This is a genomic window from Gramella sp. AN32 (assembly GCF_023718305.1).
Classification (GTDB): domain Bacteria; phylum Bacteroidota; class Bacteroidia; order Flavobacteriales; family Flavobacteriaceae; genus Christiangramia; species Christiangramia antarctica.
Genome location: NZ_QEYO01000013.1, coordinates 71,079 through 94,352, shown reverse-complemented (window position 1 = coordinate 94,352; position 23,274 = coordinate 71,079). Strand labels below are relative to the sequence as shown.

Annotated in this window: 20 protein-coding genes; all 20 read left to right on the top strand. The window is 31.5% G+C overall.

All coding sequences use genetic code 11. The features are described 5' to 3' along the window. The first annotated feature begins 2 nt into the window (after positions 1–2). The 20 genes from rfbA to DHD80_RS13885 all read left to right on the top strand — a co-directional run bounded on the left by rfbA (position 3) and on the right by DHD80_RS13885 (position 23,269). A complete protein-coding gene (gene rfbA, locus DHD80_RS13980) occupies positions 3–872 on the top strand; it encodes a glucose-1-phosphate thymidylyltransferase RfbA (RefSeq protein WP_251742074.1) in 870 nt (289 codons plus the stop codon). Between the two features lie 34 nt (positions 873–906). Then, a complete protein-coding gene (locus DHD80_RS13975) occupies positions 907–2,331 on the top strand; it encodes an NDP-hexose 2,3-dehydratase family protein (protein ID WP_251742073.1) in 1,425 nt (474 codons plus the stop codon). Continuing rightward, positions 2,328–3,311 carry a Gfo/Idh/MocA family oxidoreductase gene (locus DHD80_RS13970; RefSeq protein ID WP_279347049.1) on the top strand — a complete coding sequence of 328 codons (984 nt, stop codon included), beginning with the start codon at positions 2,328–2,330 and terminating at the stop codon, positions 3,309–3,311. The genes DHD80_RS13975 and DHD80_RS13970 overlap by 4 nt, the downstream gene beginning before the upstream one ends. After that, positions 3,304–4,395 carry a DegT/DnrJ/EryC1/StrS family aminotransferase gene (locus DHD80_RS13965; RefSeq protein WP_251742072.1) on the top strand — a complete coding sequence of 364 codons (1,092 nt, stop codon included), beginning with the start codon at positions 3,304–3,306 and terminating at the stop codon, positions 4,393–4,395. Before DHD80_RS13970 ends, DHD80_RS13965 begins: the two co-directional genes overlap by 8 nt. Beyond that, positions 4,392–5,045, top strand: a complete 654-nt coding sequence (locus DHD80_RS13960) for an acetyltransferase (RefSeq protein WP_251742071.1) — start codon at positions 4,392–4,394, stop codon at positions 5,043–5,045. The genes DHD80_RS13965 and DHD80_RS13960 overlap by 4 nt, the downstream gene beginning before the upstream one ends. 153 nt (positions 5,046–5,198) lie before the next feature. Continuing rightward, complete coding sequence (locus DHD80_RS13955) at positions 5,199–6,167, top strand: glycosyltransferase (protein ID WP_251742070.1); 969 nt, start codon at positions 5,199–5,201, stop codon at positions 6,165–6,167. Positions 6,168–6,231: 64 nt separating this feature from the next. Further along, complete coding sequence (locus DHD80_RS13950; RefSeq protein WP_251742069.1) at positions 6,232–8,028, top strand: ABC transporter ATP-binding protein; 1,797 nt, start codon at positions 6,232–6,234, stop codon at positions 8,026–8,028. A gap of 74 nt (positions 8,029–8,102) precedes the next feature. After that, positions 8,103–8,990: a polysaccharide pyruvyl transferase family protein gene (locus DHD80_RS13945; RefSeq protein ID WP_251742068.1), complete on the top strand. Its 888-nt coding sequence runs from the start codon at positions 8,103–8,105 to the stop codon at positions 8,988–8,990. A 17-nt stretch (positions 8,991–9,007) separates the two neighbouring features. After that, positions 9,008–10,123, top strand: coding sequence for a glycosyltransferase (locus DHD80_RS13940; RefSeq protein ID WP_251742067.1), 1,116 nt, complete (start codon positions 9,008–9,010; stop codon positions 10,121–10,123). Between the two features lie 77 nt (positions 10,124–10,200). After that, the gene (locus DHD80_RS13935; RefSeq protein ID WP_251742066.1) at positions 10,201–11,754 is read left to right on the top strand and encodes an aldolase catalytic domain-containing protein; all 1,554 of its coding nucleotides are present in this window, start codon (positions 10,201–10,203) and stop codon (positions 11,752–11,754) included. Between the two features lie 4 nt (positions 11,755–11,758). Further along, positions 11,759–12,445, top strand: a complete 687-nt coding sequence (locus DHD80_RS13930) for a hypothetical protein (RefSeq protein ID WP_251742065.1) — start codon at positions 11,759–11,761, stop codon at positions 12,443–12,445. Next, complete coding sequence (locus tag DHD80_RS13925; protein WP_251742064.1) at positions 12,426–13,055, top strand: HAD-IA family hydrolase; 630 nt, start codon at positions 12,426–12,428, stop codon at positions 13,053–13,055. The genes DHD80_RS13930 and DHD80_RS13925 overlap by 20 nt, the downstream gene beginning before the upstream one ends. After that, positions 13,052–13,798, top strand: a complete 747-nt coding sequence (locus DHD80_RS13920) for a glycosyltransferase family 29 protein (RefSeq protein ID WP_251742063.1) — start codon at positions 13,052–13,054, stop codon at positions 13,796–13,798. The genes DHD80_RS13925 and DHD80_RS13920 overlap by 4 nt, the downstream gene beginning before the upstream one ends. A gap of 10 nt (positions 13,799–13,808) precedes the next feature. Beyond that, on the top strand, positions 13,809–15,032 hold the full coding sequence (locus DHD80_RS13915; RefSeq protein WP_251742062.1) for a glycosyltransferase: 1,224 nt from the start codon (positions 13,809–13,811) through the stop codon (positions 15,030–15,032). A 517-nt stretch (positions 15,033–15,549) separates the two neighbouring features. Further along, on the top strand, positions 15,550–16,614 hold the full coding sequence (locus tag DHD80_RS13910) for an acyltransferase (RefSeq protein ID WP_251742061.1): 1,065 nt from the start codon (positions 15,550–15,552) through the stop codon (positions 16,612–16,614). Between the two features lie 188 nt (positions 16,615–16,802). Continuing rightward, a complete protein-coding gene (locus DHD80_RS13905; RefSeq protein ID WP_251742060.1) occupies positions 16,803–18,998 on the top strand; it encodes a glycosyltransferase in 2,196 nt (731 codons plus the stop codon). Positions 18,999–19,024: 26 nt separating this feature from the next. After that, positions 19,025–20,155, top strand: coding sequence for a glycosyltransferase (locus DHD80_RS13900; protein WP_251742059.1), 1,131 nt, complete (start codon positions 19,025–19,027; stop codon positions 20,153–20,155). Further along, complete coding sequence (locus tag DHD80_RS13895; protein WP_251742058.1) at positions 20,136–21,077, top strand: GNAT family N-acetyltransferase; 942 nt, start codon at positions 20,136–20,138, stop codon at positions 21,075–21,077. The genes DHD80_RS13900 and DHD80_RS13895 overlap by 20 nt, the downstream gene beginning before the upstream one ends. 102 nt (positions 21,078–21,179) lie before the next feature. Further along, positions 21,180–22,301: a hypothetical protein gene (locus tag DHD80_RS13890; protein WP_251742057.1), complete on the top strand. Its 1,122-nt coding sequence runs from the start codon at positions 21,180–21,182 to the stop codon at positions 22,299–22,301. Then, a complete protein-coding gene (locus DHD80_RS13885; protein ID WP_251742056.1) occupies positions 22,298–23,269 on the top strand; it encodes a polysaccharide deacetylase family protein in 972 nt (323 codons plus the stop codon). The genes DHD80_RS13890 and DHD80_RS13885 overlap by 4 nt, the downstream gene beginning before the upstream one ends. Positions 23,270–23,274 lie beyond the last annotated feature (5 nt).

Below are 23,274 nucleotides of genomic sequence, written 5' to 3'. Positions count from 1 at the left end.
ATATGAAAGGTATTATTCTTGCTGGTGGATCGGGAACTCGATTATTTCCAATTACTATTGCTGTAAGTAAGCAATTACTTCCGGTTTACGATAAACCGATGATCTATTATCCTCTATCAGTTTTGATGCTGGCGGGTATAAAAGATATATTAATAATAACAACACCACACGACCAAGTATCTTTTAAAAAATTATTAGGAGATGGTACCGAGTTGGGATGTAATTTTCAGTATGCTATACAAGAACAACCTACTGGGCTGGCTGAAGCCTTTATTATTGGTGAAAAATTTATAGACAAAGAGAAAGTAGCACTCGTTTTGGGCGATAATATATTTTATGGCAATGGATTAGTGAATTTATTGAGAAGTAAGATCAATATTGAAGGTGCTTCTATTTTTGCCTATCCTGTAAAAGATCCTGAACGCTATGGAGTCGTAGAATTTGATGATAATAAGAAAGTTAAAAGCATAGAGGAAAAGCCTGCTAAACCTAAATCTAAATTTGCTATTCCTGGTTTATATTTTTACGATAATAAAGTAGTGGAATATGCTAAAAAAGTGAAACCTTCTGATAGAGGTGAGAAGGAAATCTCTACAATTAATAAAATGTACATGGAAGCTGGAAACCTTGAGGTTGGAGAAATGACAAGAGGAATGAGTTGGTTCGATACTGGAACGGTAGAATCTCTAGATGACGCTACTGAATTCATAAGAGTACTGCAAAATAGACAGAGTACCATGATTGGATGTATAGAAGAGGTAGCATATTTAAGTAAATTTATTAGGAAACCTGATCTCAAAAAACTGTCAAAAAAATATGGTAAATCTAATTATGGGAAATACTTGAAACAACTGAGTGATTCTATAATATAAAAATGTGAACCCTATCTAATTTGGAGGAACACCTATGAATAACTATTTGAATAATCTTTTTACTAAAAGTCTTTTTGAAGAAGAAAATATACTTAATCCAACTTCCGATGCACTTAAATGGATCAAGGAGCAAAATAGGAAAGTTAAGGTTAGTATTCGAGAAATTCCTTTTTCAGAATTAAAAAACTGGAGTTTTAGGGAAGGAGCTTTGAGACATGATTCCGGAAAATTCTTTTCAATAGATGGGATTCGTGCTTCTACTAATTACGGAAAGATCCATGAATGGGAACAGCCTATAATCAACCAACCAGAAATCGGCTACCTTGGGTTTATTACCAAAGAGTTTAAAGGTGTGCTTCATTTTTTAATGCAGGCCAAAATTGAGCCAGGAAATATCAATTATGTTCAGCTATCTCCAACCCTCCAGGCGACCAAAAGTAATTATTCTCAGGTACATAAAGGAAACATTCCGGCTTATTTGAATTTCTTTAGGGAAGCTAAAAAAGAACAGGTGCTGCTGGACCAGTTACAATCTGAACAGGGTGCGAGATTCCTAAAAAAAAGAAATAGGAATATCATTATAAAGGTGGAGGAAGACATAGAAATTCTTGAAAATTTTATATGGCTCACCTTAGGACAGGTTAAAGATCTTATGAAGATTGACAATATAGTTAATATGGACAGCCGGACAGTTATCTCTGGGATTCCGTTGCTTGAACCTCCACTTAGTCTATCGGATGACCTAGGAAAACATTCTCAAAGTTTTGAGCAAAACAATTTCAATAGAGGACTTTATGCTTCATGTGCTTATAATGCGAAATGTAAAAACTCTCTGGATGATATCATCAAATTTATTACTTCACATAAGTGTAATCTTGAACTGGATATTGAGAAGATTCCTTTATCTTCTTTAGATAATTGGGTTATAACAGATCGAAGTATCCATCATAAAGAAAAAAAATATTTTGAAATAATTGCCACAGAAATTGAGATAGGGAACCGGGAGGTTGTAAATTGGTCTCAACCCATGGTAAAACCTGTACAAGAAGGGATTTGTGCTTTAATTTGTAAAAATATCAAGGGGGTGATGCATTTTATTATGCAGGCAAAATTGGAGTGCGGTAATTTTGATATTATAGAATTAGCTCCTACTGTACAATGTCTTACCGATAATTATAGAACGAAAAAATCTATAGAAGCTTTACCGTTTCTTAAATATGTTCTTAATGCTCAAAAGTCTAATTTAATTTTCGATACTTATCAATCTGAAGAAGGAGGACGTTTTTTTAAAGAACAGAATAGAAGTATGATAATTTTCGATGAAGAAAATATTCCACTTGAATTACCTGAGAATTATGTATGGATGACTTATAACCAGATTCAAATGTTTTTGAAGCATAATAATTATCTTAACATACAAGCCAGAAGTCTCTTATCTTCTTTATCTTTTAGATTATGATTTTAAAAACCAAAAAAGTTAGAATAGGAGTACTGGGTACGGCAAATATCGCCATACGGGCATTAATACCCGCTATGGACAGGCTTCCGGAGCTTTATGATTTTAGAGGAATAGCGACTAGGAATAAAAAGAAACCTTCGTTGGCAAAGGAACCATATAATATTATTCAGGGGTATGAAAATATGCTTGAAGATGGATTAGATGCTGTTTATATACCTTTGCCAAATTCTTTGCACTTTCAATGGGTAAGAAATGCTTTAGATCGAGGTCTTCATGTGCTAGTTGAAAAATCTCTGGCGTGTAATCTTTCTGAAGTAGAGAAACTAAATGATATTGCCAAAAAGAACGATCTGGCTCTTGTAGAAAATTTTCAATTTAGGTTTCATCCTCAATTAAAATATATTCTTGATATTATTGAAAAAGGTACACTTGGCGAGTTAAGATATGTTCGTAGCAGTTTTTGTTTCCCACCCTTCCAAGATAAAGATAACATAAGGTATAATAAGGATTTGGGCGGTGGCGCCCTACTTGATGCAGGAGCTTATCCCGTAAAGATTTCACAAATTATTCTTGGACAAAAGGTGGAGGTTACAAGTGCTTCACTTAATTATAGTGATGATTTTGAAGTAGATCTTTGGGGAAGTGCTACCCTAGAGCAGAAACAGGGGGGAGTTATCTCTCAAATCAACTTTGGTTTTGATAACTATTACCAGTGTAATATCGAAATTCTTGGCACTGAAGGTAAATTATATACGAATCGGATTTTTACTGCGGGTGATCGCATAAAACCATCGATATTACTTGAAACAAAAAGTAAAGGGCTTGAACATATAGAATTGCCCTCTTCCAATCATTTTATAAATATGCTTGAATATTTTAATGAGGTGATTGGAAGCAGAGAGTTAAGAAAAAAAGAATATTTGGAAAATAAAAATCAATCACGCTTGTTACAGGAAATTAAACAGAAAGCAAATGGATAAAAACAAACCTATATTTGTGACCCAACCTTCTTTAGCTCCACTTTCGGAATATGTAGAATTACTAGAAGAGGTATGGGATTCTGGGATTCTAACCCATAATGGCCCAAAGGTTCAACGGCTGGAAGCAGAACTTTCTAAAAAACTGAATCTCGATAATTTTTCTATTGTCCTAAACGGGACTATTGCACTTCAAATGGCTATCAAAGCCCTTGACCTTAAAGGGGAGATTATTACAACTCCTTTTACCTGGGTAGCCACAGTAAGTGCTATTAAATGGGAAGGGTGTAAACCTGTTTTTTGTGATATTAACCCCGAAACCTTAAATATAGATGAGGATAAAATTGAAAGTCTGATCAACGCCGATACGGTAGCGATTATGCCCGTGCATGTTTTCGGTACAGCTTGTAATGTTTCCAAAATTGAAGAAATAGCTAAGAAATACAAATTAAAAGTTATTTATGATGCAGCTCATGCGATAGGTAGTTCTTATCAAAATAAAAGTCTATTGAGCTATGGTGATATCTCTGCAACTAGTTTACATGCAACTAAACTTTTTAATACTGGAGAAGGGGGGGCGTGTATTGCAAATTCTCCAGAATTAAATGAGAGGTTACAGAGAATTAGGTTTTTTGGCCACGATAAGGATAAAAATGTTGTAGAGGATGGGTTTAATGGGAAAATGACAGAGATACATGCTGCGTTGGGGCTGATAAATCTAAAATATTTCGATAAAGTTCTAGATGATCGAAGGGAAAAATATTTGCTTTATAAAGAAATGCTAGGGGGTAGAAAAGAATTGCAATTTCAGCGTATCAATAGGAATGAGACAAATTTCTCTTATTTCCCTGTAATTTTTCAATCGGAAGAAAAATTATTACAAGTGGAAGAAGCCTTGAACGAGAAAAGCATTTTTCCCAGACGATATTTTTATCCTTCAGTAAATACATATAATGAAATTGTAGATTACCAACCTACTCCTATTTCAGAAGATATTTCAACAAGAGTAATGTGTTTACCTCTTTATTATAATTTAAGTCCAAAGCAGATCAAATTAATTTCGAAAACAATTCTTCTTTCCTTATGATTATTTTGGGTGCAGGTGGATTCGCCACAGAACTTTTACAAAATTTCAGTAGAGAGGAACAATCTATTCTGGTTTTTTATGATGATGTAAATTTAGATTCCTCAGCTTTCAAATTCGATAAATTTCCAGTTCTTAAGGATTTTGAAGAAGCAAAGAACTATTTGCAAAAGACGGATAAGCGCTTTGTTTTGGGATTAGGAAATCCAATACTCCGTTATAAATTATTTGAAAAATTTTCTCAAATCGGGGGGAGCCCCACATCCTCTATATCTGACCGAGCTATTATAGGGGATATGAATATTAAATTAGGCGAAGGATGCACAATTTTAGCTAATGCTGTAATTTCCAATTCAGTAAAAGTAGGTAAAGCGTGCCTAGTTTATTATAGTGTCACGATTACTCACAATTGTATAATTGAAGATTTTGTAGAGCTTTCGCCAGGGGCCATTCTACTTGGTAATGTAAAGATAGGGGCTTTCACTTCTATAGGAGCAAATGCTACTATTTTACCTCGACTAAAAATAGGAAAGAATGTAACGGTAGGAGCAGGAGCTTTAGTGAATAAAGATTTACCTGATAATTGTGTAGCTGTGGGTGTCCCCGCCAGAATTATAAAAATAAAGGATGGAGTAGGCAACAATTTTCTTTAGAATAATCGAACAACAAGTATCGAGAATATTGAAAATATTTTGCTAACCAAAAATTGAAGAAAAATTTGAAAATTGGCTAATGTAATAAACGCATGTTACTGTTTTATTACTTTACCTCCATATGGTTTTTTGACTCCTGCAAACAAAAATGTGATGATAGAAGATACACCTTTAATTAGCGTATGTATAATAACTTATAACCAAGAAGACTATATAGAAAAATGTTTAAAAGGTGCGATAGAACAAAATTTTAAAGGGGAATATGAAATAGTAATTGGGGAAGATTATTCCACAGATAAAACTCGAGAAATTTGCAAAAAATATAGTAAAAATTACCCTGATCGTATTCGACTTATTGAAAGGCCAGAAAACATTGGAGTGATGAAAAATTTTATTTCAACCTTAATTTTATGTCGAGGTAAATATATCGCTATTTGTGAAGGGGATGATTATTGGACAGATACTAATAAATTACAGAAACAATTTGATGCAATGGAAAAAAACCTTGATATTAACCTTTCATTTCATCAATGTGATATATTAGATTCAACAAGCTTACCCCATATAAAACCAAAGAAATTTACAAAATATCAAGATTTAGAAATTGTAGGATTAAAGGATGTGATTAGAGGTAATGGAGGGTTAATTCCAATGGCAAGTATATTTTTTAGAAGTAGTATTTTAAATAATTATTTAAAGTATGTAGAAAAATATACTGGGGGTCACTACCTCTTACAGGTTATTGGATCACTGAATGGCGCTTTATTTTTACAACATAACATGGCAGTTTACAGAAAAAATTCTTCTACTTCTATAATTAAAAATGTAAAAAATAATGCTATTCATAATGAATTTTGGATTCACAATCATATCCAAAAATTAAATGATTTTAAAAAAATTACAGGAGGTAATTACAACAATCTTATTGATGGTCTTATTCTAAAAGAAAAATTAAATGCATTTAGATCTTTTAAAATCTCTAAAAAATACAGAAAAGAACTTTACAAGGAATTAATCATCACTAGAGATCTTTCCTATCAAGATCGTATTATATATAACCTAATTTTTAAAAATAAGTATATTAAAAAAATGATAGAGAAAGTTTATAGATTACTCAAATGATTATAGTCGTAAGTGAATATATGCTAGGTATATTAATAAATCTATCCTTTTAAATAAAAAATAAATGAAATTAAAAGAAATTTTAAAGAATAATTTTCATTCTTTCTTTTACTTTTTTCGGTATTTGAGATATAGGATGCTCGTTATGTTTTTCCTTAGTTTGACAGTAGGAGTCTTAGATGGTCTAGGTTTGGCCATGTTTATTCCTCTTCTTCAAATGTTTGACACTGAAGGAGAGGCTGCTACGACTGATTTGGGTAAGTTACAATTCCTTCCAGATCTTTTGCTCCAATGGGGAATCTCTTTCGATATTTTTACTGTCTTGATTCTTATCCTTTTATTTTTTGCACTTAAAGGAATAGCTAAATTTATCCAGACCTATGCAGATGTGATTTTTATGCAGTTCTTCATGCGTACAGTAAGAATTACCAATATACATTTAATGAATACATTTTCATATTCTCATTTTGTCACCGCCGATAGTGGCCGGATACAGAATACTTTTAGTGGTGAAGTTGAAAAACTTAACCGGGCTTTTTCATCATATATGACTTCAATACAACATGCAACCTTGATTTTTGTATATCTTGTCATGGCTCTTGGCTCTAACTTTAGTTTTGCTATAATGGCAGGAATTGGCGGAGGGGCAACCAATATGTTTTTTAAATTCCTCTATAAAAAATCTAAGGCATTATCCCGTGAAATAACAAGTGAAAACCACATTTTTCATGGCTTGTTAATTCAGCATGTAGCCTTTTTTAAATATTTAAAGGCAACTGGATTGAATTTAAAGTATTCTAAAAAATTAATAAAGAGTATCACGAAAATTGAAAATATACAAAGGAGGATTGGATTCATAAGCTCTATTTTATTAGGGGCCAGGGAACCGCTAACCATTTTGGTTGTAGTAGGGACAATTATTTTACAAATAAAATACTTCGGAGCAAACATTGGTTCTATAATTTTAAGCTTACTGTTGTTATATCGAGCTTTGACTTATTTAATGGCCATGCAGGCAGAATGGAACAGGTTTTTAGCAGTATCTGGCTCTCTGGAAAACATGGATTTATTCGTAAGAGAATTAAAAAGCGGTAAAGAAGTGAACGGCGAACAAAAATTAAATGATTTTAACTCTAAAATTTCCATTAAAGATGTATCCTTTAGCTATGGTGATACAAGAATCTTAGATTCTATTAACTTAAATATTCAAAAGAACGAAACTGTTGCTCTTATAGGCTCAAGTGGCTCAGGCAAGACCACCCTTATGAATATTTTAGCTGGTTTACTTGTTCCTGAAAAGGGTAACTTGATGATTGATAATTATAATTATAAAGATTTAGATAAATATACCCTTAAACACAAGATTGGTTACATATCCCAGGAATCACCCATATTTAATGATTCCATTTTTAATAATGTCACCTTTTGGGAGGAAAAAACTGAGGAAAATAAAAGTCGATTTATCGACGCAATAAAAAAAGCTTCCTTATATGAATACATTATGAAACTACCTTTTAAAGAGGATGAAAACTTGGGAAATAATGGTATAAATATTAGTGGGGGGCAAAAACAGCGTTTAGCAATTGCTAGAGAATTATATAAAAATGTGGATATCTTATTTATGGACGAAGCTACCTCTTCCTTAGACGGAGAAACTGAGGCTAATATTCAAAATAATATAGAAGCTTTAAAAGGAGAGTACACAATAGTGATGATTGCTCATAGATTATCTACTATAAAAAATGCAGATCGAATCATTCTCTTGAGTGAAGGGGTAATTAAAGCTATAGGGACTTACAAAAGTTTATTAGAAACTTCCGTTGAATTTCGTGAGATGATTCAATTTCAGGATCTTAATTAAAACATACGCAATTGGTGAGACAAGTATCCTTTAGAAAATATTTCGCCCCTCTTTTTATCATTTAAAATATTAATATGTCTATTAAATTAAAAACGGAATTATTTAAATACACTACAAAAACTAAAAATATTCTCTCAGCAGATTTTAAAGAATATCTTTTTAACGATCCCATTTTGCTTTATTATTCCGATTTCAGTAAAAATTGGGGGGATTATATTAATCCATATTTAGTAGAAAAAATTACAGGAAAAAAAACCGTATCCTTTAAAAGGATTTATAATCCTTTGAATAAACCAAAATTGTTTGGGATAGGGAGTATACTTCACCATCCCGGCTTAGATAATGCTGTTATATGGGGTTCCGGGTTTATTTATCCACCAAAACATCTTAAAGGCACTCCTTCAAAAATTTTAGCATTAAGAGGAAAAGGATCAGCAGCTATTATGGAGGGTTTTGGTATTAAGCACGATAATATATTTGGAGATCCTGCATTATTGTTTCCCACTTTTTACAATCCAAAAAAAAGCAAAAAATTCAAGATGGGAATCATCCCTCACTATTCAGAATTGGACTATTTTTTAACTAATACTCAAGTGAAAAATAATAAGGATGTTACGATAATTAGTCCTCTTGTTAAGAATGACCAAGTTTTTGAAATTATTGATCAAATTTGTGAATGTGATATCGTTATTTCTAGCTCTTTACATGGATTAATACTAACCGATGCTTACCAAATTCCTTCACTTCGATTTACCTTCACCAATAAGTTAGTTGGTGGAGATTTTAAATTTAATGATTATTATAGCGGTGTTGGAATAAATGATCATGACGTAATTCATCTAGACGACCTTAATAAGATTAATTATTCTGAAGCCTACCGATTGGCCACTACTAAAGAACTTAATTTCGACTTAGAAAAACTATCCCTATCAATATTAGATTATTATAAAAACAATAATTAGTATTTATTTATAGAATTATGCCCACAAATAAGAAAAAAAAAGTTTTAATTGTTATAGGTTCTTTTAAAATAGGAGGTGCTGAGAAAATGGCTATTAATATAGGGGAAGAGCTATTGAGAAATGGTTATGACGTTAATTTCGCAATTCAAAAACCTATTTTTCAAATTCCTCACACAATTGATAAAAGCAAAATTCATATTCTTAATAAGAATATAAACTCTTCACGATATTTTCATCATTCAAATAATATTGTTCGAATAGGAATTTTGAGCAGAAAATTTAAACCGGATGTTGTTATTGGTTTTACTTATTTCAGTAGTTTTTTATCATGTTTTACGTTTTGTCGAAATATTGTAGGAACTTTTGATGTTAACCCTTATTCATTAGGAAAAAAAAGACATAGGATAGCAGATTTTGTATGCAAATGGAGTGGAGTAAAAAAAATTATTGGGCCTTCCCGAGGAACTGTAGAAGAAATTACAGAAGCCCGACCAAAATATAGAGATAAATTTATTACAATTTATAATTCGGTTGATTTTGAAAGGCTAAATGTTTTATCTGAAGATCAAGAAGGCGTAGAGGAGTTTATTTTTAAAAAACCCTACATTTCCGCCATTGGAAGGTTAAGTGAACAGAAGAATTTTACACTCCTCATTTCTAGCTATGCAAAAAGTAAGATTAATAAAACTTCAAACCTTATTATAGTTGGTGATGGTTCTTTAATGGTAGATTTAAAAAAGCAAATATCAGATTTAAATTTATCTGATAAAGTATTCTTATTAGGATTTAAAAGTAATCCATATCCTTATATCAAAAATTCTCAATTTTTAGTGAATGCATCCAATTTTGAAAGTTTTTGTATTGTAATTCTTGAAGCCTTAAGTTTAGGAAAGATGGTAATTGCTTCCAATTGTAAATCGGGGCCTTCCGAAATGGTAGTTAATAATTTTAATGGTTTCTTATTCGAGCCAAGAAATGAACCAGAATTGGTCGCTTTGCTTGATCAGGTTTATGAAGATAAGGAATTAGTTTCTCAAAAAAGCAAAAATGCAGTTAAGAGTGTTGAGAAGTTTAAATTAGAGAAATTAGGTTTGGAATATATAGAATTAATTGAAGAATTGTGTTCTAATTAATATTCAAGTATTAACATTGGATTATAAGATTTTTCACCAAGTTTAAAATGAAATTTATAAAATAATAAAATATTAAGATGCCACATCAAAATTTAGAGATTAAAATATTAGACTGCACCCTTCGTGACGGGGGTTATTACACTAATTGGGATTTTGATAAAGATCTGGTTAAGATTTATTTTGAATCCTTCAACAAACTCCCCGTAGAATACCTAGAACTTGGATACCGGTCAAATCCCATGAAATCATATCTTGGCGAATATTTTTATTGTCCTCCATACGTATTGGAAAATGCTAAGGCTTTAAGTAATAAGAAACTGGTAGTTATTCTAAATGAAAAAGATATAAGGGCAGAGGATGTTCCTGATCTTTTATCTCCTTGTGTAGGTTACCTGGATATGGTAAGGATCGCTATTGATCCAAAAAATTTCAAACGCGCACTCGTACTTGCTCAAGCCGTGAAAAAATTAGGCTTCGAAGTTGGATTTAACGTGATGTATATGTCCCTATGGGAACAGGAAAAGGAGTTTTTGAAACAAATTAAGGATGTACACGGAATTGTAGATTATTTTTATATGGTAGATTCCTTTGGGGGAGTATATCCTGAAGAGGTTAAAAAGACATATGAACTTGTTAGAAATCAAACAGATGTAAAAATTGGATTCCACGGGCATAACAATTTGGAAATGGGACTTATTAATACCTTGACCGCTATAGAATGTGGCGCAGCCATGGTGGATACTACAGTAACGGGAATGGGTCGAGGCGCTGGTAACTTGAGTACGGAATTATTATTAACTTCATTAAATTCAAAAGGATTAATTGATTTGGATTTTAATGCCTTGAGTAAAGTGGTAGATCCCTTTTCTAAAATGCAGAATGAGTATGGATGGGGTACAAACCTGCCCTATATGGTTTCCGGTGCACACTCTCTGCCTCAAAAAGACGTGATGGAATGGGTTACCAAAAGGTATTATTCTTTAAATAGTATAATAAGGGCTCTTTCTAATCAATCCCAAGGAATAAAAGACAATGTAGATCTTGAGGATTTCCGGAATAATAAAAAATTTAAAAGTGTACTCATAATTGGTGGAGGACCTAGTGGCACAAAACAGGCAAAAGCGCTCAATGAATTTATCGCTAAAAATCCCGAGATATGTTTGATTCACGCCAGTTCTAAAAACGCTAAAGAATTTAAAGATGCTCAACAATTGCAAATTCATTGTTTGGCTGGAAATGAAGGTTATAGGTTGGAGAAGACCTTTAATGTAATTTCAGATACTAAAAAAATTGTCGTTTTACCTCCTTATCCAAGAACCATGGGTACCTATATTCCAAAAAGTCTGGAAAATGTTGCATACCAGCTAGGTGGAATATCCTTTACTGATAAGTTTAAAGAATCTGTTACCGCTCTGGCTGTGGAAGTAGCTTTAAAAATGGACGTGGAAAGTATTTTTGTTGCGGGTTACGATGGGTATTACGGAGATATTACCCCGCAAGAATTGGAATTGTTCAATGAAAATGAATACATATTCAAAAAATTAAAGGAAGTAAGCGGATTAATCCCAATATCAATTACGTCAACTTCTTATACTGAATTGAATCATCAATCAGTTTTTGCCTTAATATAAAACTATGTCCTTAGCGGTCTTTTTACCAACACGAAAAGGAAGTCAGAGAGTTCCGAATAAGAATACCAGACCCTTTGCTGGGGTTCAGCATGGGCTTCTGGAATTAAAATTAAAACAGTTGGTTAAACTGAAAGTAGATGAAATAATTTTATCTACAAATGATGAAGCTTCTATAGAAATAGTAAATAAGATCACTCCAACACATCCTAATTTAAAACTTGACATTAGGCCAGGATATTTGGCATCGAGCAGTACAAATCTATCCGATTTAATCGCCTATGTGCCAACCATTACAAATTGTGAACATATTTTATGGACACATGTAACCTCCCCCTTTGTAGATACAGAATTATATAATCTAAGCATTAATAAATACGAAAATTCATTGAGTCAAGGTTTTGATTCACTTATCTCGGTTACTCCCTTTCAAAACTTTTTGTGGAGCAGAGAAGAAAATGATATCATAAATAGGCTTGGTAAAAAAAGGTGGCCTCAAACTCAGGATTTGAAAAAAATCTATGAAATAAATAGTGCCATCTTTCTTTCTCCTCGTTCTGTTTATGAAAAGAATGGGGATAGGGTAGGAAAAAAACCTTTCTTATTTGAAATGAATAAAATCCAATCCCTGGATATTGATTGGGAAGATGATTTTAAAATAGCTGAAGCGGTTTATGAGAAACTTTATAAATAAAAGAAATATATTTTGGGATTTTGACGGGGTCATTATGGATTCTATGCCGGTTCGCAATAGAGGTTTTGAAATGGTCCTTAAGAAATTTCCAAATGAGCAAGTGGACCTATTAATGCAATTTCACTTGAAAAACGGGGGACTTTCCAGATATGTAAAATTTAGACATTTTTTTGAAGAAATAAGAGAAGAAAAGGTTTCAGAGGAAGAGATAAAAGAATGGTCACAAAAGTTTTCCGAAATCATGCGGAAAGAACTAGTGCAACCGGGATTGTTGATAGAAGATTCTTTGGATTTCATAAAGGAGAATTACAAGAAATATAATATGCATATCGTGTCCGGTTCAGATGGAGAAGAACTTAGATACTTATGCGAACAACTTAATGTTTCCCGATATTTTATCTCCATACACGGTTCGCCTGTTCCCAAAAAAAAATTGGTGTGTAAACTTTTATTAAATCATAGGTATATAAACGAAGAAACGCTTTTAATAGGAGATTCTATTAATGATTATGAAGCTGCTGAAATTAATAACATAGAATTCTATGGATATAATAATGAGCAGCTCAAAATATTAAAATCTTCTTATATAGAATCCTTTACCGAAACATGAAATTATATAATACTTTAAAAGGTCTGAGGTTGATGCTTGTCTCAACAAAAATTTTCCATCCGGAAGATGTTTTCAAGGGAAAAAGAGTTGCTGTTATTGGTGCTGCCGACTCAGCATTCGAAAAGGAAAATGGGGCCTATATTGATTCTTTTGATTTTATAGTCAGGGTTAATAAAGCGCCTCATTCCTGGAGACCTGAAAAATCAAAGTTTATAGGTAGCCGCACTGATGTTTTGTTCCACTCATTTTATGAGAATTCCGATAGTGGAGGTGGCCCTATAGACTTTGAATTATATAAAGAACAATGTATTCGCTTCATTGTAAATCCTAATTACAATTTTAAAGGGATATGGACACATTTAAATTATTATAAAAGAAATTTGAATGAGAATGTAACATATATTCTAGCTCGATCCTTTTCTCAACATATTAATGAAAAATTTGGTAAATGGATTCCAACGGTTGGTTTTTCCGCTTTACATACAGTTTTAAATTCAAATTGCAAGGAGGTTTATATTACAGGATTTACATTTTTTAAAACCCCTTATGCTGTTGATTATCGAAATCAATTAATAAATATGGAAGCTAACCAAAAACATATTAAAACACAAGGGCTTCACAACCCTGATCTGGAATTGGTACAGTTTATAAAACAGGTAGAAAAACTTAAAAATTCTGATCCTATTATAATTCTTGATTCCGCTTTAACTGATATCGTTAAAAGTTTTAAAGAAATAGATTAAAAAATATTAAATGAAAATGACAAAAATTTCTTTATTCATAATGCCTCGTTCTAGCAAGGCATGGCATGGCTCTGAAGCCCTTTGGATAACCGTTGGGGGTTGGGCTGCAGCAGCAGAACGAAAATTTGGGAAAGCCTATATTCTAACCACGGATCGTATTGCTCTTCCTATGGAAGTTTTAAAATATCCTCTTGGAAAGGTACCCCAAATTTCAAAATCCAGAAATAAAAAACTCAGTTCATTTCTGCCTACAACTCTTATAACCTTAATTAAAGATATTTTACTTTGGAAAACTTCATTGTATAATAATTTTTTCAAGTACAAGCTACCAGATCTGGAAAATGAGGTTTCATTAGTATGGGAACAACATGATTTTTTCCCAGGGATTGGTTATAAGCTCGCAAAAAAACACAACGTTCCCTTTATAATTTACGTGCATGCTCCTCAAGTATGGGAAGCTGCTAAATGGGGAGTTAAAAGACCTTTATGGGGAAGATTATTAGAGGAAATGGAAACCAGATCTTTAAAACGAGCTGATATCGTTGCTTGCGTTTCTTCTCAAGTCGCTGAAAAGTTAATTACGATGGGAATTTCAGAAAAGAAAATCCAGGTATCGCCAATGGCAGTTGATGCCCATCTTTTTTCTAATGCAAATCCCCAGGATATTATAAAGGATTATAAATTACAAAATAAATTTGTAATTGGGTGGACTGGGTCTTTTCGTAGTTTCCATGGATTGGATATTCTATTACGAGTCTTCAAAAAAGTTCATGAATCAATTAATATATCGAGATTAGTTCTGGTGGGGGATGGTTTCGAAATGGTAAATATTGTAAAGTTGACTAATGAACTAGGGATTAATGATTTTGTTGTTTTTACAGGTAGAAAATCATTCACTGAGATTCCTAACTACGTAGAAGCTTTTGATTTGGCAATTGTTAGTGCAAGAAGCGCTAGTGATTTTCATTACTCACCATTAAAGTTAAGAGAATATTTAGGTGCAGGGAAGGCAACTCTTGCCCCAAATGCTGGTGAAATCCCAAAAATGTTTCATAATGATATCCATTTAAAATTATATAATGTTGGAGATATAGAAGGTACTGCCAGAAAAATTATTGACCTCTATAATGACCCGGAAAAGCGGAATCTTATTGCTGCAAAAGGAAAGGAATATATTTTAAAAAATGGAACTTGGGATGTAGAGTTAGAGAAATTAATAAATAAAAATAGATGATTATCAAATATTGAAAAAAAATTATTTACTCACTTTTGTAAATAAATATTTTCGCTTACAACCTTATAAAACTTGCAATAAACCTTTGCTTAAGGCTTTACAATTGGATATGAAATCAAATAGAATAAGAAAATCAATGTCGACTTTTCTATGTTTATTTCCCCGTAACCCCTTAGGGACCTTACTCCCTTAGTTATAGAGTTATTACAGAATTAGATTTATCCGCTGTTAATGTCACTTAAAGTGAAGCTTATGTCTAGATTATAGCCCCAAATTAATGGTGGGCATCATCTTAAAAATAACCCTTGTAAACTTAATAATCGTTTGAAATGTGCAGGTCTTCAACGTCCCAATAATTTGGCGGATTAGTGGCTTGTTTGTACTTTTGGTGCGTCTGAAGAGTCCCATGAAATTGTTTTTTTTCTGCAAAACAAAAAATGGAATTCTCAGATTTTTTTAATTTTTAACTTTAGGATAGGTGTGGTATTAATTGATAAATTAAAATAGAATTTCCTTAATGAATTATTATAAAGAACTTGATGGATTGAGATTTTTTGCAATATTATTGGTAATAATTCATCATTGGTTGCCAAAAAATCATCTTTTTAATTTTAGCCCTAACGGTGCGATAGGTGTTACAATTTTCTTTGTTTTAAGCGGATTCTTAATTTCAAGTATTTTATTTGGATATAAGGACAAAATAAATGTAGGTAAATTAACATTAAGTAGAGCTTTAAGAATCTTTTTTATACGAAGATCTCTAAGAATTTTCCCCATTTATTATATACTTATAGGTTTCTTGTTTTTTTATGGATATGATGCTATTACGCAAAATATTTTTTACTTTTTGACGTATACTTCCAATATTTTATTTTTCGAAAAACAATCATTTTTTGGGACAGTTACCCACTTATGGACATTGGCGGTTGAAGAACAATATTACTTGATTTGGCCCTTTCTACTTTTCTTAATTTCAAATAAATATATTAGATTAGTAATAATTTCATTAATATTTTTTTCAATTATATCACAGTTTATAATGAAAAAAGATTTTTTTTATTATGAACTATTGACTTTTAACGCATTTGATGCATTTGGAATAGGGTCTCTTCTGGCTTATTATAAAAATTATAAAATTTCGAAAATAATAAAATTGAGGAATTTTCTGTGGATATTCTCTTCTGCTTTTATAATTTTAAGCACAATTAATTATCAAATATTTAGCACCAGAACAATTACCAGTGTATTTACTGGTTTATTAATATTATATGTCATTGATGAAAGATATTCAGGAAGTTTTTTGAATAAAATTTTATCAATAAAACCGGTAATGTTTATTGGGAAAATAAGCTACGGGATGTATTTGTTTCATCCTTTCATTCATGGATTGATGGATAGTGTTTACAATAGATTACCACTCGACAATCAAAATATATTCTATCCGGCTTTCATTTTTTTAACGAGTTTTGGAGTTTTAATCATTATTAGTTCCATATCATGGTTTTTAATTGAATCTCCTATTAATTCTTTAAAGAATAAATTTCAAATTCTTGACAGTAGAAATAAACCAGCAATAGTTTGAAATCGTAAAGTTTGATATTTTGTAATCTTTTGAATGAGGTAATGTAATAATAATATTAATTTTCCTAAAAAAAATGAGTTAACATGAGATTAATAAGGTCTATATTAAGCGCTTGAATTAAATCTGTATAGAAATAGACTATAAAAATAGATCACTAAAATTAATATTTTACAATTAAAATTTTTTATTTGAAAATAATTCAAGTAATTCAAAAACCTCAACTTAGAGGTGCCGAAATTTTCGCCTGTCAGCTTTCCAATCATTTAGTGAATAATGGACATGATGTAATAGTCGTAGCTATTTTTGAAGGCGAAGCCGAATTACCCTTTAAGGGAGAAATAGTTCAATTAAATCGTCCTTATTCCCAAAGATTATATGATTGGACCGGATGGAGACAATTCAAAGATATTCTGAAACGTTTTAATACAGATATTGTTCAAGCAAACGCATCGGATACACTTAAATTTACAGCAAGTTCTAAATATTTTTTTGGTTGGAAAAATAAATTGATTTTTAGGAATGCTAATAAAATGGGGGATTTTATAAATACATCTCTAAAAAAATCCCTGAATTCTTTTTATCTCAAACAACTCGATTATGTAATCTCTGTAAGTAAAGAGTGTGAAAAGGATTTTTCACGAACTTTCGAATTTCCACCTAATAAGATTGAAACAATTACCATAGGAGTTGAGGATAAAAACATTAAAAACATTTCAAAAGATTTAAAAGATATTTTTCTAAAAGGCCCTGTCCTAACACATATTGGCGGGTTTGTACCTGAAAAGAATCATGTTGGAGTAATTAATATTTTTAAAGAGATACATGATGAAATTCCAAATAGTCAGCTTTTATTGATAGGTAAAGGAAATTTGCAAAATCATATTAGAGAATTGGTTCAAAAGAAAAAATTGAATAAGAATGTTCACTTTCTCGATTACAGAACGGACGTTCTTGAAATTTTAAATAATTCCTCTCTTTTTTTGTTACCAAGTTTTATTGAAGGTTTGCCTGCAGTCCTTTTAGAATCTATGTATTGTGGATGTCCTGTTATCGCGTACGATGTAGGAGGCATTGGAGAAGTTGTAAAATCTGGAGTAACAGGACAATTAATTACTACGGGTGATGAAAAATTATTTATTGAAAAATCCTTACTTGTTTTAAATAACCTAACGATCCAAAAGGAAATACAAAGAAACTCCAAACAATTAGTGAAAAATAATTTCACTAATCTTAAAATATCAAAAGAATTTGAAGATTGTTATAAGAAATTGATTAATGATAAAAATGCTATTTCTGGAAGAAAAAAACTTAAAATATTACAAATAATTCAAAAAAAACAATATCGAGGTGCGGAAATATTTTGTTGTCAATTATCTAATGAGCTTCTAGAAAAAGGCCATGAAGTTTTAATTTATAGTATTTATGATGGAAAGTCCGACTTGCCATTCCAGAATAAAATCAACGTACTAAACAGCAAAAAAAATTTCAGGTACATAGATTATAATGGATGGAAGCATATAAATAAAGTAATTAAAGATTTTAAACCGGATATTGTACAAGCGAATGCCGCCGACACCTTAAAGTACACTGTTTTTTCTAAAAAAATTTATAATTGGAAACAACCCATCCTCTACCGGAATGCTAGTGTTTCTAGCTTTTATATCAAAACTTTTTATTCAAAGAAATTTAATTCTTTTTTACTAAAAAATGTATCTTCTATAGTTTCTGTCTCAAATTTTTCAAGAAATGATTTAAATATTTTGTTTCCATTTACCAATTCAATCTCTAAGGTAATTCCAATCGGAGTTGTTGCGGATGCCTACCAAAATTTAATTTCACCATATAATTCAGAATTTAAAAATATAGCACATGTTGGTTCCTTAACAGAGGAGAAACAACACCTAAAACTTTTAAAAATTTTTTCAGAAATAATCATTCGTAATCCCAATTTAATATTACATATCATTGGGGATGGACCATTAAAATTCCAAATTTTAAAAAAAATAAATGAATTGGATTTAAAGGATAAAGTAATTTTGCATGGTGAATTAGAATTTCCTCAGCCTTATATTAAATTTGCTGATGCTTTAGTATTACCAAGTCTCATAGAGGGACTGCCTGCAGTAATATTGGAAGCAATGTATTGTAAGACTCCTGTTGTAGCATACGACGTGGGCGGTATATCAGAAATTTTAAATAAAAAGACAGGTTATTTAGTTGAAAATTTGAATAATGATTCTTTTGTGCTAGCCCTCGAGAAAGCTTTGCGGGATTCCTCAGAGCAAGTATTGGAGAATGCTAATAGATCGATTGTAGAAAACTATCTAATTAAAGATATAGCAAAGGAATTTATTTTCTCCTATGAAGAACTTATAATGAAGTAGTTATAAAATAGATATATAAAAAATTAATGACTTATAAAAAGATTAAAGTTTTACATATAATCAAATCTTTAGGTCGGGGAGGAGCTGAGATGCTTCTACCGGAAACTTTGTACTTACATAATTCCAACCAGTTTGAATTTCATTATATTTATTTTTTACCATGGAAGAATCAAATGGTATCAGCACTTGAATCTCATGGTGGTATTGTTAAATGTTTTCCGGCAAATAATAATTTAAGGATTTTTACACAAACTAAAAATGTTATGAATTATATTGAAACTGAGAGAATTAATATAATTCATTGCCATTTACCTTGGTCTGGATTTTTGGGACGTTTAATCCATAAAAGAACAGGCATTCCTTCAATTTATACAGAACATAATATTCAGGAGAAATACCATTTTTTAACGAAAACTTTAAATCGCCTAACTTTTAATTATCAAAGCCTTGCTTTAGGAGTTTCTTCAGATGTCACGCGTTCGATAAGGGAAAATATAAAACCAAAAATTAAAGTTAAAACTATTTTGAATGGTGTAAATACTAACAAATTTATATTTGAAAGTAAGAGCCGATTAAAAATCAGGAATATATATGGTATTCCTGAAAGCGGAGCGGTAATAGGGAACGTTGCTGTATTCAGGAAACAAAAAGGCTTGCTTGATTGGATTGAAGCTTTCAAAATTGTAGAAAAAAACAATCCAAATGTTTATGGTTTATTGATAGGTGCTGGCCCAGAAGAAGATGTAATTAAAGAAAAAATTGAAAGAAGTAACCTTGAAAATAAAATTTTCCTAACAGGTCTTCAGGAAGATACGGTATCCTTTTTTTCGGCTATGGATATTTATATGATGAGTTCCCACTTTGAAGGATTGCCTATAGCATTACTGGAAGCCATGAGTTGTGGTTGCGCAATTATTTCAACGAAAGCGGGCGGTGTAGTGGAGGTAATTACTGATAATGAAGATGGGTATTTGTGCGATGTTGGAGATAGTGAATGTTTAGCGGAAAAGGCTAGTAATATACTCAATACTTCAGAAAAATTGGAATTAGCAAAAGTTAAATCTCGGGAAAAAGTGCTGAAACATTTTAGTTTGGATCGATTAGTTGAATCCTTAGAGAACATATATCTAGAACTTTATGATAATAAGAGAGGGTGAACCAGAAGATTTGGATGAGATCATCCAAGTTTTAAAATTAAGTTTAGGAGAGGATGATTTTCCATTATCAAAAGAAATATGGAATTATAAACATAATTTAAATCCCTTTGGAAAATCATTGGTTTTGGTGGGAATTGAGAATGACAAAATTATTGGTGTAAGAGCATTTATGGCATGGGAATGGCAAATTAGAGAGAGTGTTTATATGGCATACAGAGCAGTAGATACTGCAACCCACCCCAATCACCAGGGAAAAGGAGTTTTTAAAAAATTAACACAAGCTGCAGTTAAAGTAGCTAAGGATAAAGGCATTTCTTTAATTTATAATACCCCTAACGATCAAAGTAGACCAGGATATTTAAAGATGGGTTGGGAAATTGTTGGGAAAATCGAAGTTGCCTTAAAACCTAACTTAGGAGCATTTTCTCTCAAAAGTAAAAGGCGAAAAGATTATGAAATAATAGATAAGTACTCTCAAAATAAACAGTTAGTTACCTTGTGGAATAAGATGCAAGTTGAAAAAAAATTATCCTTCACTCCAAAATCTTCTGAATTTTTGTACTGGCGATATGAAAATAATCCTCTACAACAATATGAAATCTATAAAAGTGACAAGGTGTATCTTGCTGGTTATATAAAAAAAAGGAAGAATATTAGGGAATTGCGAATATCTGAAAGTTTATATTTGAATTCAAATGGATTGAAAGAATTAAAAAAAATATTGAAAACATGGTGTAAAAAATTTAATGCACATATTATTACCTATTCACCGAATCATTTGGTTTTTGATTTACCATATTTAAGAGGAGATTTTGGACCAATATTAACCTTTCGCTACCTTAATCTTTCAGAAAAAAACTATAAAAAATTTAAGGGAATAAAGAATTGGAATAATAGTATTGGTGATTTAGAATTATTTTAAACTATGCTTGGGGTACTCTTTTTGATTTTAGTGTTTTTAATATTAAATCAAATTATTTATAATTTTTTTAAAAAGAAGCATTCTTTTTTTGACAAAAAAAAGATGAATATGCTTTATTTTTATCATATTTTCTTCTACTGCGTTTATTTATGGTATGCTTATAACAATCCCTCAGACTCTAAAAATTATTTCGGAAACTTAAAAGATTATACGGGTAAGTGGTTAGACTTATTTGGTACAGACACCTCCTTTATAAATTTTATTTCTTATCCATTTTATGTCTTGGGTTTCAATTATGAGATGATAATGTTAACATTTGCTTGGTTCGGTTATCTTGGATTTTTGTATGCTTATTTATTTTTCAGGGAGAATATCCCTGTAAAAGTTAAAGTTTTTAAAAGATTTGACCTCTTCACGCTAATCCTTCTTTTTCCAAATATGCATTTTTGGACAGCCTCATTGGGAAAAGGTTCAGCAATTTTCTTAGGTCTCATGATGTTTAGTTATGCTATTGTAAAACCTGGATCCAGAGTCTTTTTACTCGTTTTAGGCTCATTCATAATATATTTTATTAGACCTCATGTATTTTTGTTCGTAGCTTTGGGAACTGTTCTGGGTTATATGAGTGGTCAAGAAAAAATATCTTTTAGACGAAAATTATTAATATATACGGCCTTAATTACAGGATTGTATCTTGCTCAAGATGCAATCCTGGCAGTCGTGGATTTAGAGGGTTCCGATAATCTGGTGGGGGATTTTGAGGATTTTTCTGAAATCCGTAGTAAGGATTTGAGTTCAGCGGGTTCTGGGGTAGATATGGCTTCTTATCCCTTACCATTAAAACTATTTACTTTTTGGTTTAGGCCATTATTTTTTGATGCGCCTAATTTTCTTGGTATTATAACTTCTTTTGAGAATTTACTTTATTTATTATTATTTTTTAAAATTTTAAAAAAAGATTTTGTGAAATTTTTGAGAAAATCACCTTCCTTTATAAAGATGAGTTTCGTTGTGTTTTTAAGTACTTCCTTTGCCATGACTTTTGTGATGTCGAACCTAGGTATTATTATGAGACAAAAATCCATGGTGATGTACTATATCTTTTTTGTGATCTATTATTATCTGGCAGAGAAAAAATATAAAAAATATTTAGTACAGAAGAAAAAAATGGAACGGATAAATAAATCTAAGGAACTACAAAAATTAGCAATTTCAGGTTCATGAAAAAACAAAGTGGTAAACTTATTATCTCATTGGATTTTGAACTTTTATGGGGCATATTCGATCATGTGTTACCTGGCGAAAAGGATCTATATTTTTCTAATACTAAAACAATAATTCCAAAAATCCTGAATTTATTTGAGGATTATGGAGTTCATTCAACCTGGGCAATAGTTGGGATGTTGTTCAATAAAAACTGGAAAGAATGGCGAGAGAATATCCCAGAAAATCTCCCATCCTATCAAAAATCCAAGCTTTCTGCTTATAATTTCTCAAAAGTAAATTTGAACTATTCGGGTATGGAAGAACAATTATTTTCCCCGGAATTGATTCTTAAAATTAGGGATGCTCATGGGCAGGAAGTTGGCACACATACCTATAGTCATTATTATTGTTTGGAAAAAGGCCAATCCCCGATAGAATTCAAGGACGATATTAAGAAATCCATTAGCATTGCACGCAATTTTGACGTTACTTTAAAATCCTTAGTATTCCCAAGGAATCAAATGAACGTGGAATATTTAAGGATATGTCATGATTTGGGAATAGAAAACGTAAGGTCCAATCCGGGAGATTGGTATTGGAAAAATCCACAATCCAATAGCCTGGGCACTAAAATAGCACGTAGTGGAGATGCTTATCTAAATTTGGGCGACAAAAGCTATTCTTTTAGTGATTTGCACCGCGATGATGGTTTGCCCCTTCAACAGCCGGCAAGTCGATTTTTGAGGCCGGTCGAAGCAAATTCCAAATTAAGAAAATTAAAAATGGATCGTATTTTTGCTGAAATGGAAAAAGCAGCAAAAAAAGACCAAATTTATCATCTATGGTGGCATCCACATAATTTTGGGGATCATCCGGAAGATAGCCTCGAAGACCTTCGTAAAATCCTGGAGCATTTTAAGACATTGCATAAAAAGTTTAATTTCCAGTCTTTAAATATGAAAGAATTGGGAGACCTGGTTAAATAATCAAT

Excerpts from the sequence above, each read along its gene's own strand:
- rfbA (WP_251742074.1), top strand. The coding sequence starts at position 3 with ATGAAAGGTATTATTCTTGCTGGTGGATCGGGAACTCGATTATTTCCA.
- DHD80_RS13975 (WP_251742073.1), top strand. The coding sequence starts at position 907 with ATGAATAACTATTTGAATAATCTTTTTACTAAAAGTCTTTTTGAAGAA.
- DHD80_RS13970 (WP_279347049.1), top strand. The coding sequence starts at position 2,328 with ATGATTTTAAAAACCAAAAAAGTTAGAATAGGAGTACTGGGTACGGCA.
- DHD80_RS13965 (WP_251742072.1), top strand. The coding sequence starts at position 3,304 with ATGGATAAAAACAAACCTATATTTGTGACCCAACCTTCTTTAGCTCCA.
- DHD80_RS13960 (WP_251742071.1), top strand. The coding sequence starts at position 4,392 with ATGATTATTTTGGGTGCAGGTGGATTCGCCACAGAACTTTTACAAAAT.
- DHD80_RS13955 (WP_251742070.1), top strand. The coding sequence starts at position 5,199 with ATGATAGAAGATACACCTTTAATTAGCGTATGTATAATAACTTATAAC.
- DHD80_RS13950 (WP_251742069.1), top strand. The coding sequence starts at position 6,232 with ATGAAATTAAAAGAAATTTTAAAGAATAATTTTCATTCTTTCTTTTAC.
- DHD80_RS13945 (WP_251742068.1), top strand. The coding sequence starts at position 8,103 with ATGTCTATTAAATTAAAAACGGAATTATTTAAATACACTACAAAAACT.
- DHD80_RS13940 (WP_251742067.1), top strand. The coding sequence starts at position 9,008 with ATGCCCACAAATAAGAAAAAAAAAGTTTTAATTGTTATAGGTTCTTTT.
- DHD80_RS13935 (WP_251742066.1), top strand. The coding sequence starts at position 10,201 with ATGCCACATCAAAATTTAGAGATTAAAATATTAGACTGCACCCTTCGT.
- DHD80_RS13930 (WP_251742065.1), top strand. The coding sequence starts at position 11,759 with ATGTCCTTAGCGGTCTTTTTACCAACACGAAAAGGAAGTCAGAGAGTT.
- DHD80_RS13925 (WP_251742064.1), top strand. The coding sequence starts at position 12,426 with ATGAGAAACTTTATAAATAAAAGAAATATATTTTGGGATTTTGACGGG.
- DHD80_RS13920 (WP_251742063.1), top strand. The coding sequence starts at position 13,052 with ATGAAATTATATAATACTTTAAAAGGTCTGAGGTTGATGCTTGTCTCA.
- DHD80_RS13915 (WP_251742062.1), top strand. The coding sequence starts at position 13,809 with ATGAAAATGACAAAAATTTCTTTATTCATAATGCCTCGTTCTAGCAAG.
- DHD80_RS13910 (WP_251742061.1), top strand. The coding sequence starts at position 15,550 with ATGAATTATTATAAAGAACTTGATGGATTGAGATTTTTTGCAATATTA.
- DHD80_RS13900 (WP_251742059.1), top strand. The coding sequence starts at position 19,025 with ATGACTTATAAAAAGATTAAAGTTTTACATATAATCAAATCTTTAGGT.
- DHD80_RS13895 (WP_251742058.1), top strand. The coding sequence starts at position 20,136 with ATGATAATAAGAGAGGGTGAACCAGAAGATTTGGATGAGATCATCCAA.
- DHD80_RS13890 (WP_251742057.1), top strand. The coding sequence starts at position 21,180 with ATGAATATGCTTTATTTTTATCATATTTTCTTCTACTGCGTTTATTTA.
- DHD80_RS13885 (WP_251742056.1), top strand. The coding sequence starts at position 22,298 with ATGAAAAAACAAAGTGGTAAACTTATTATCTCATTGGATTTTGAACTT.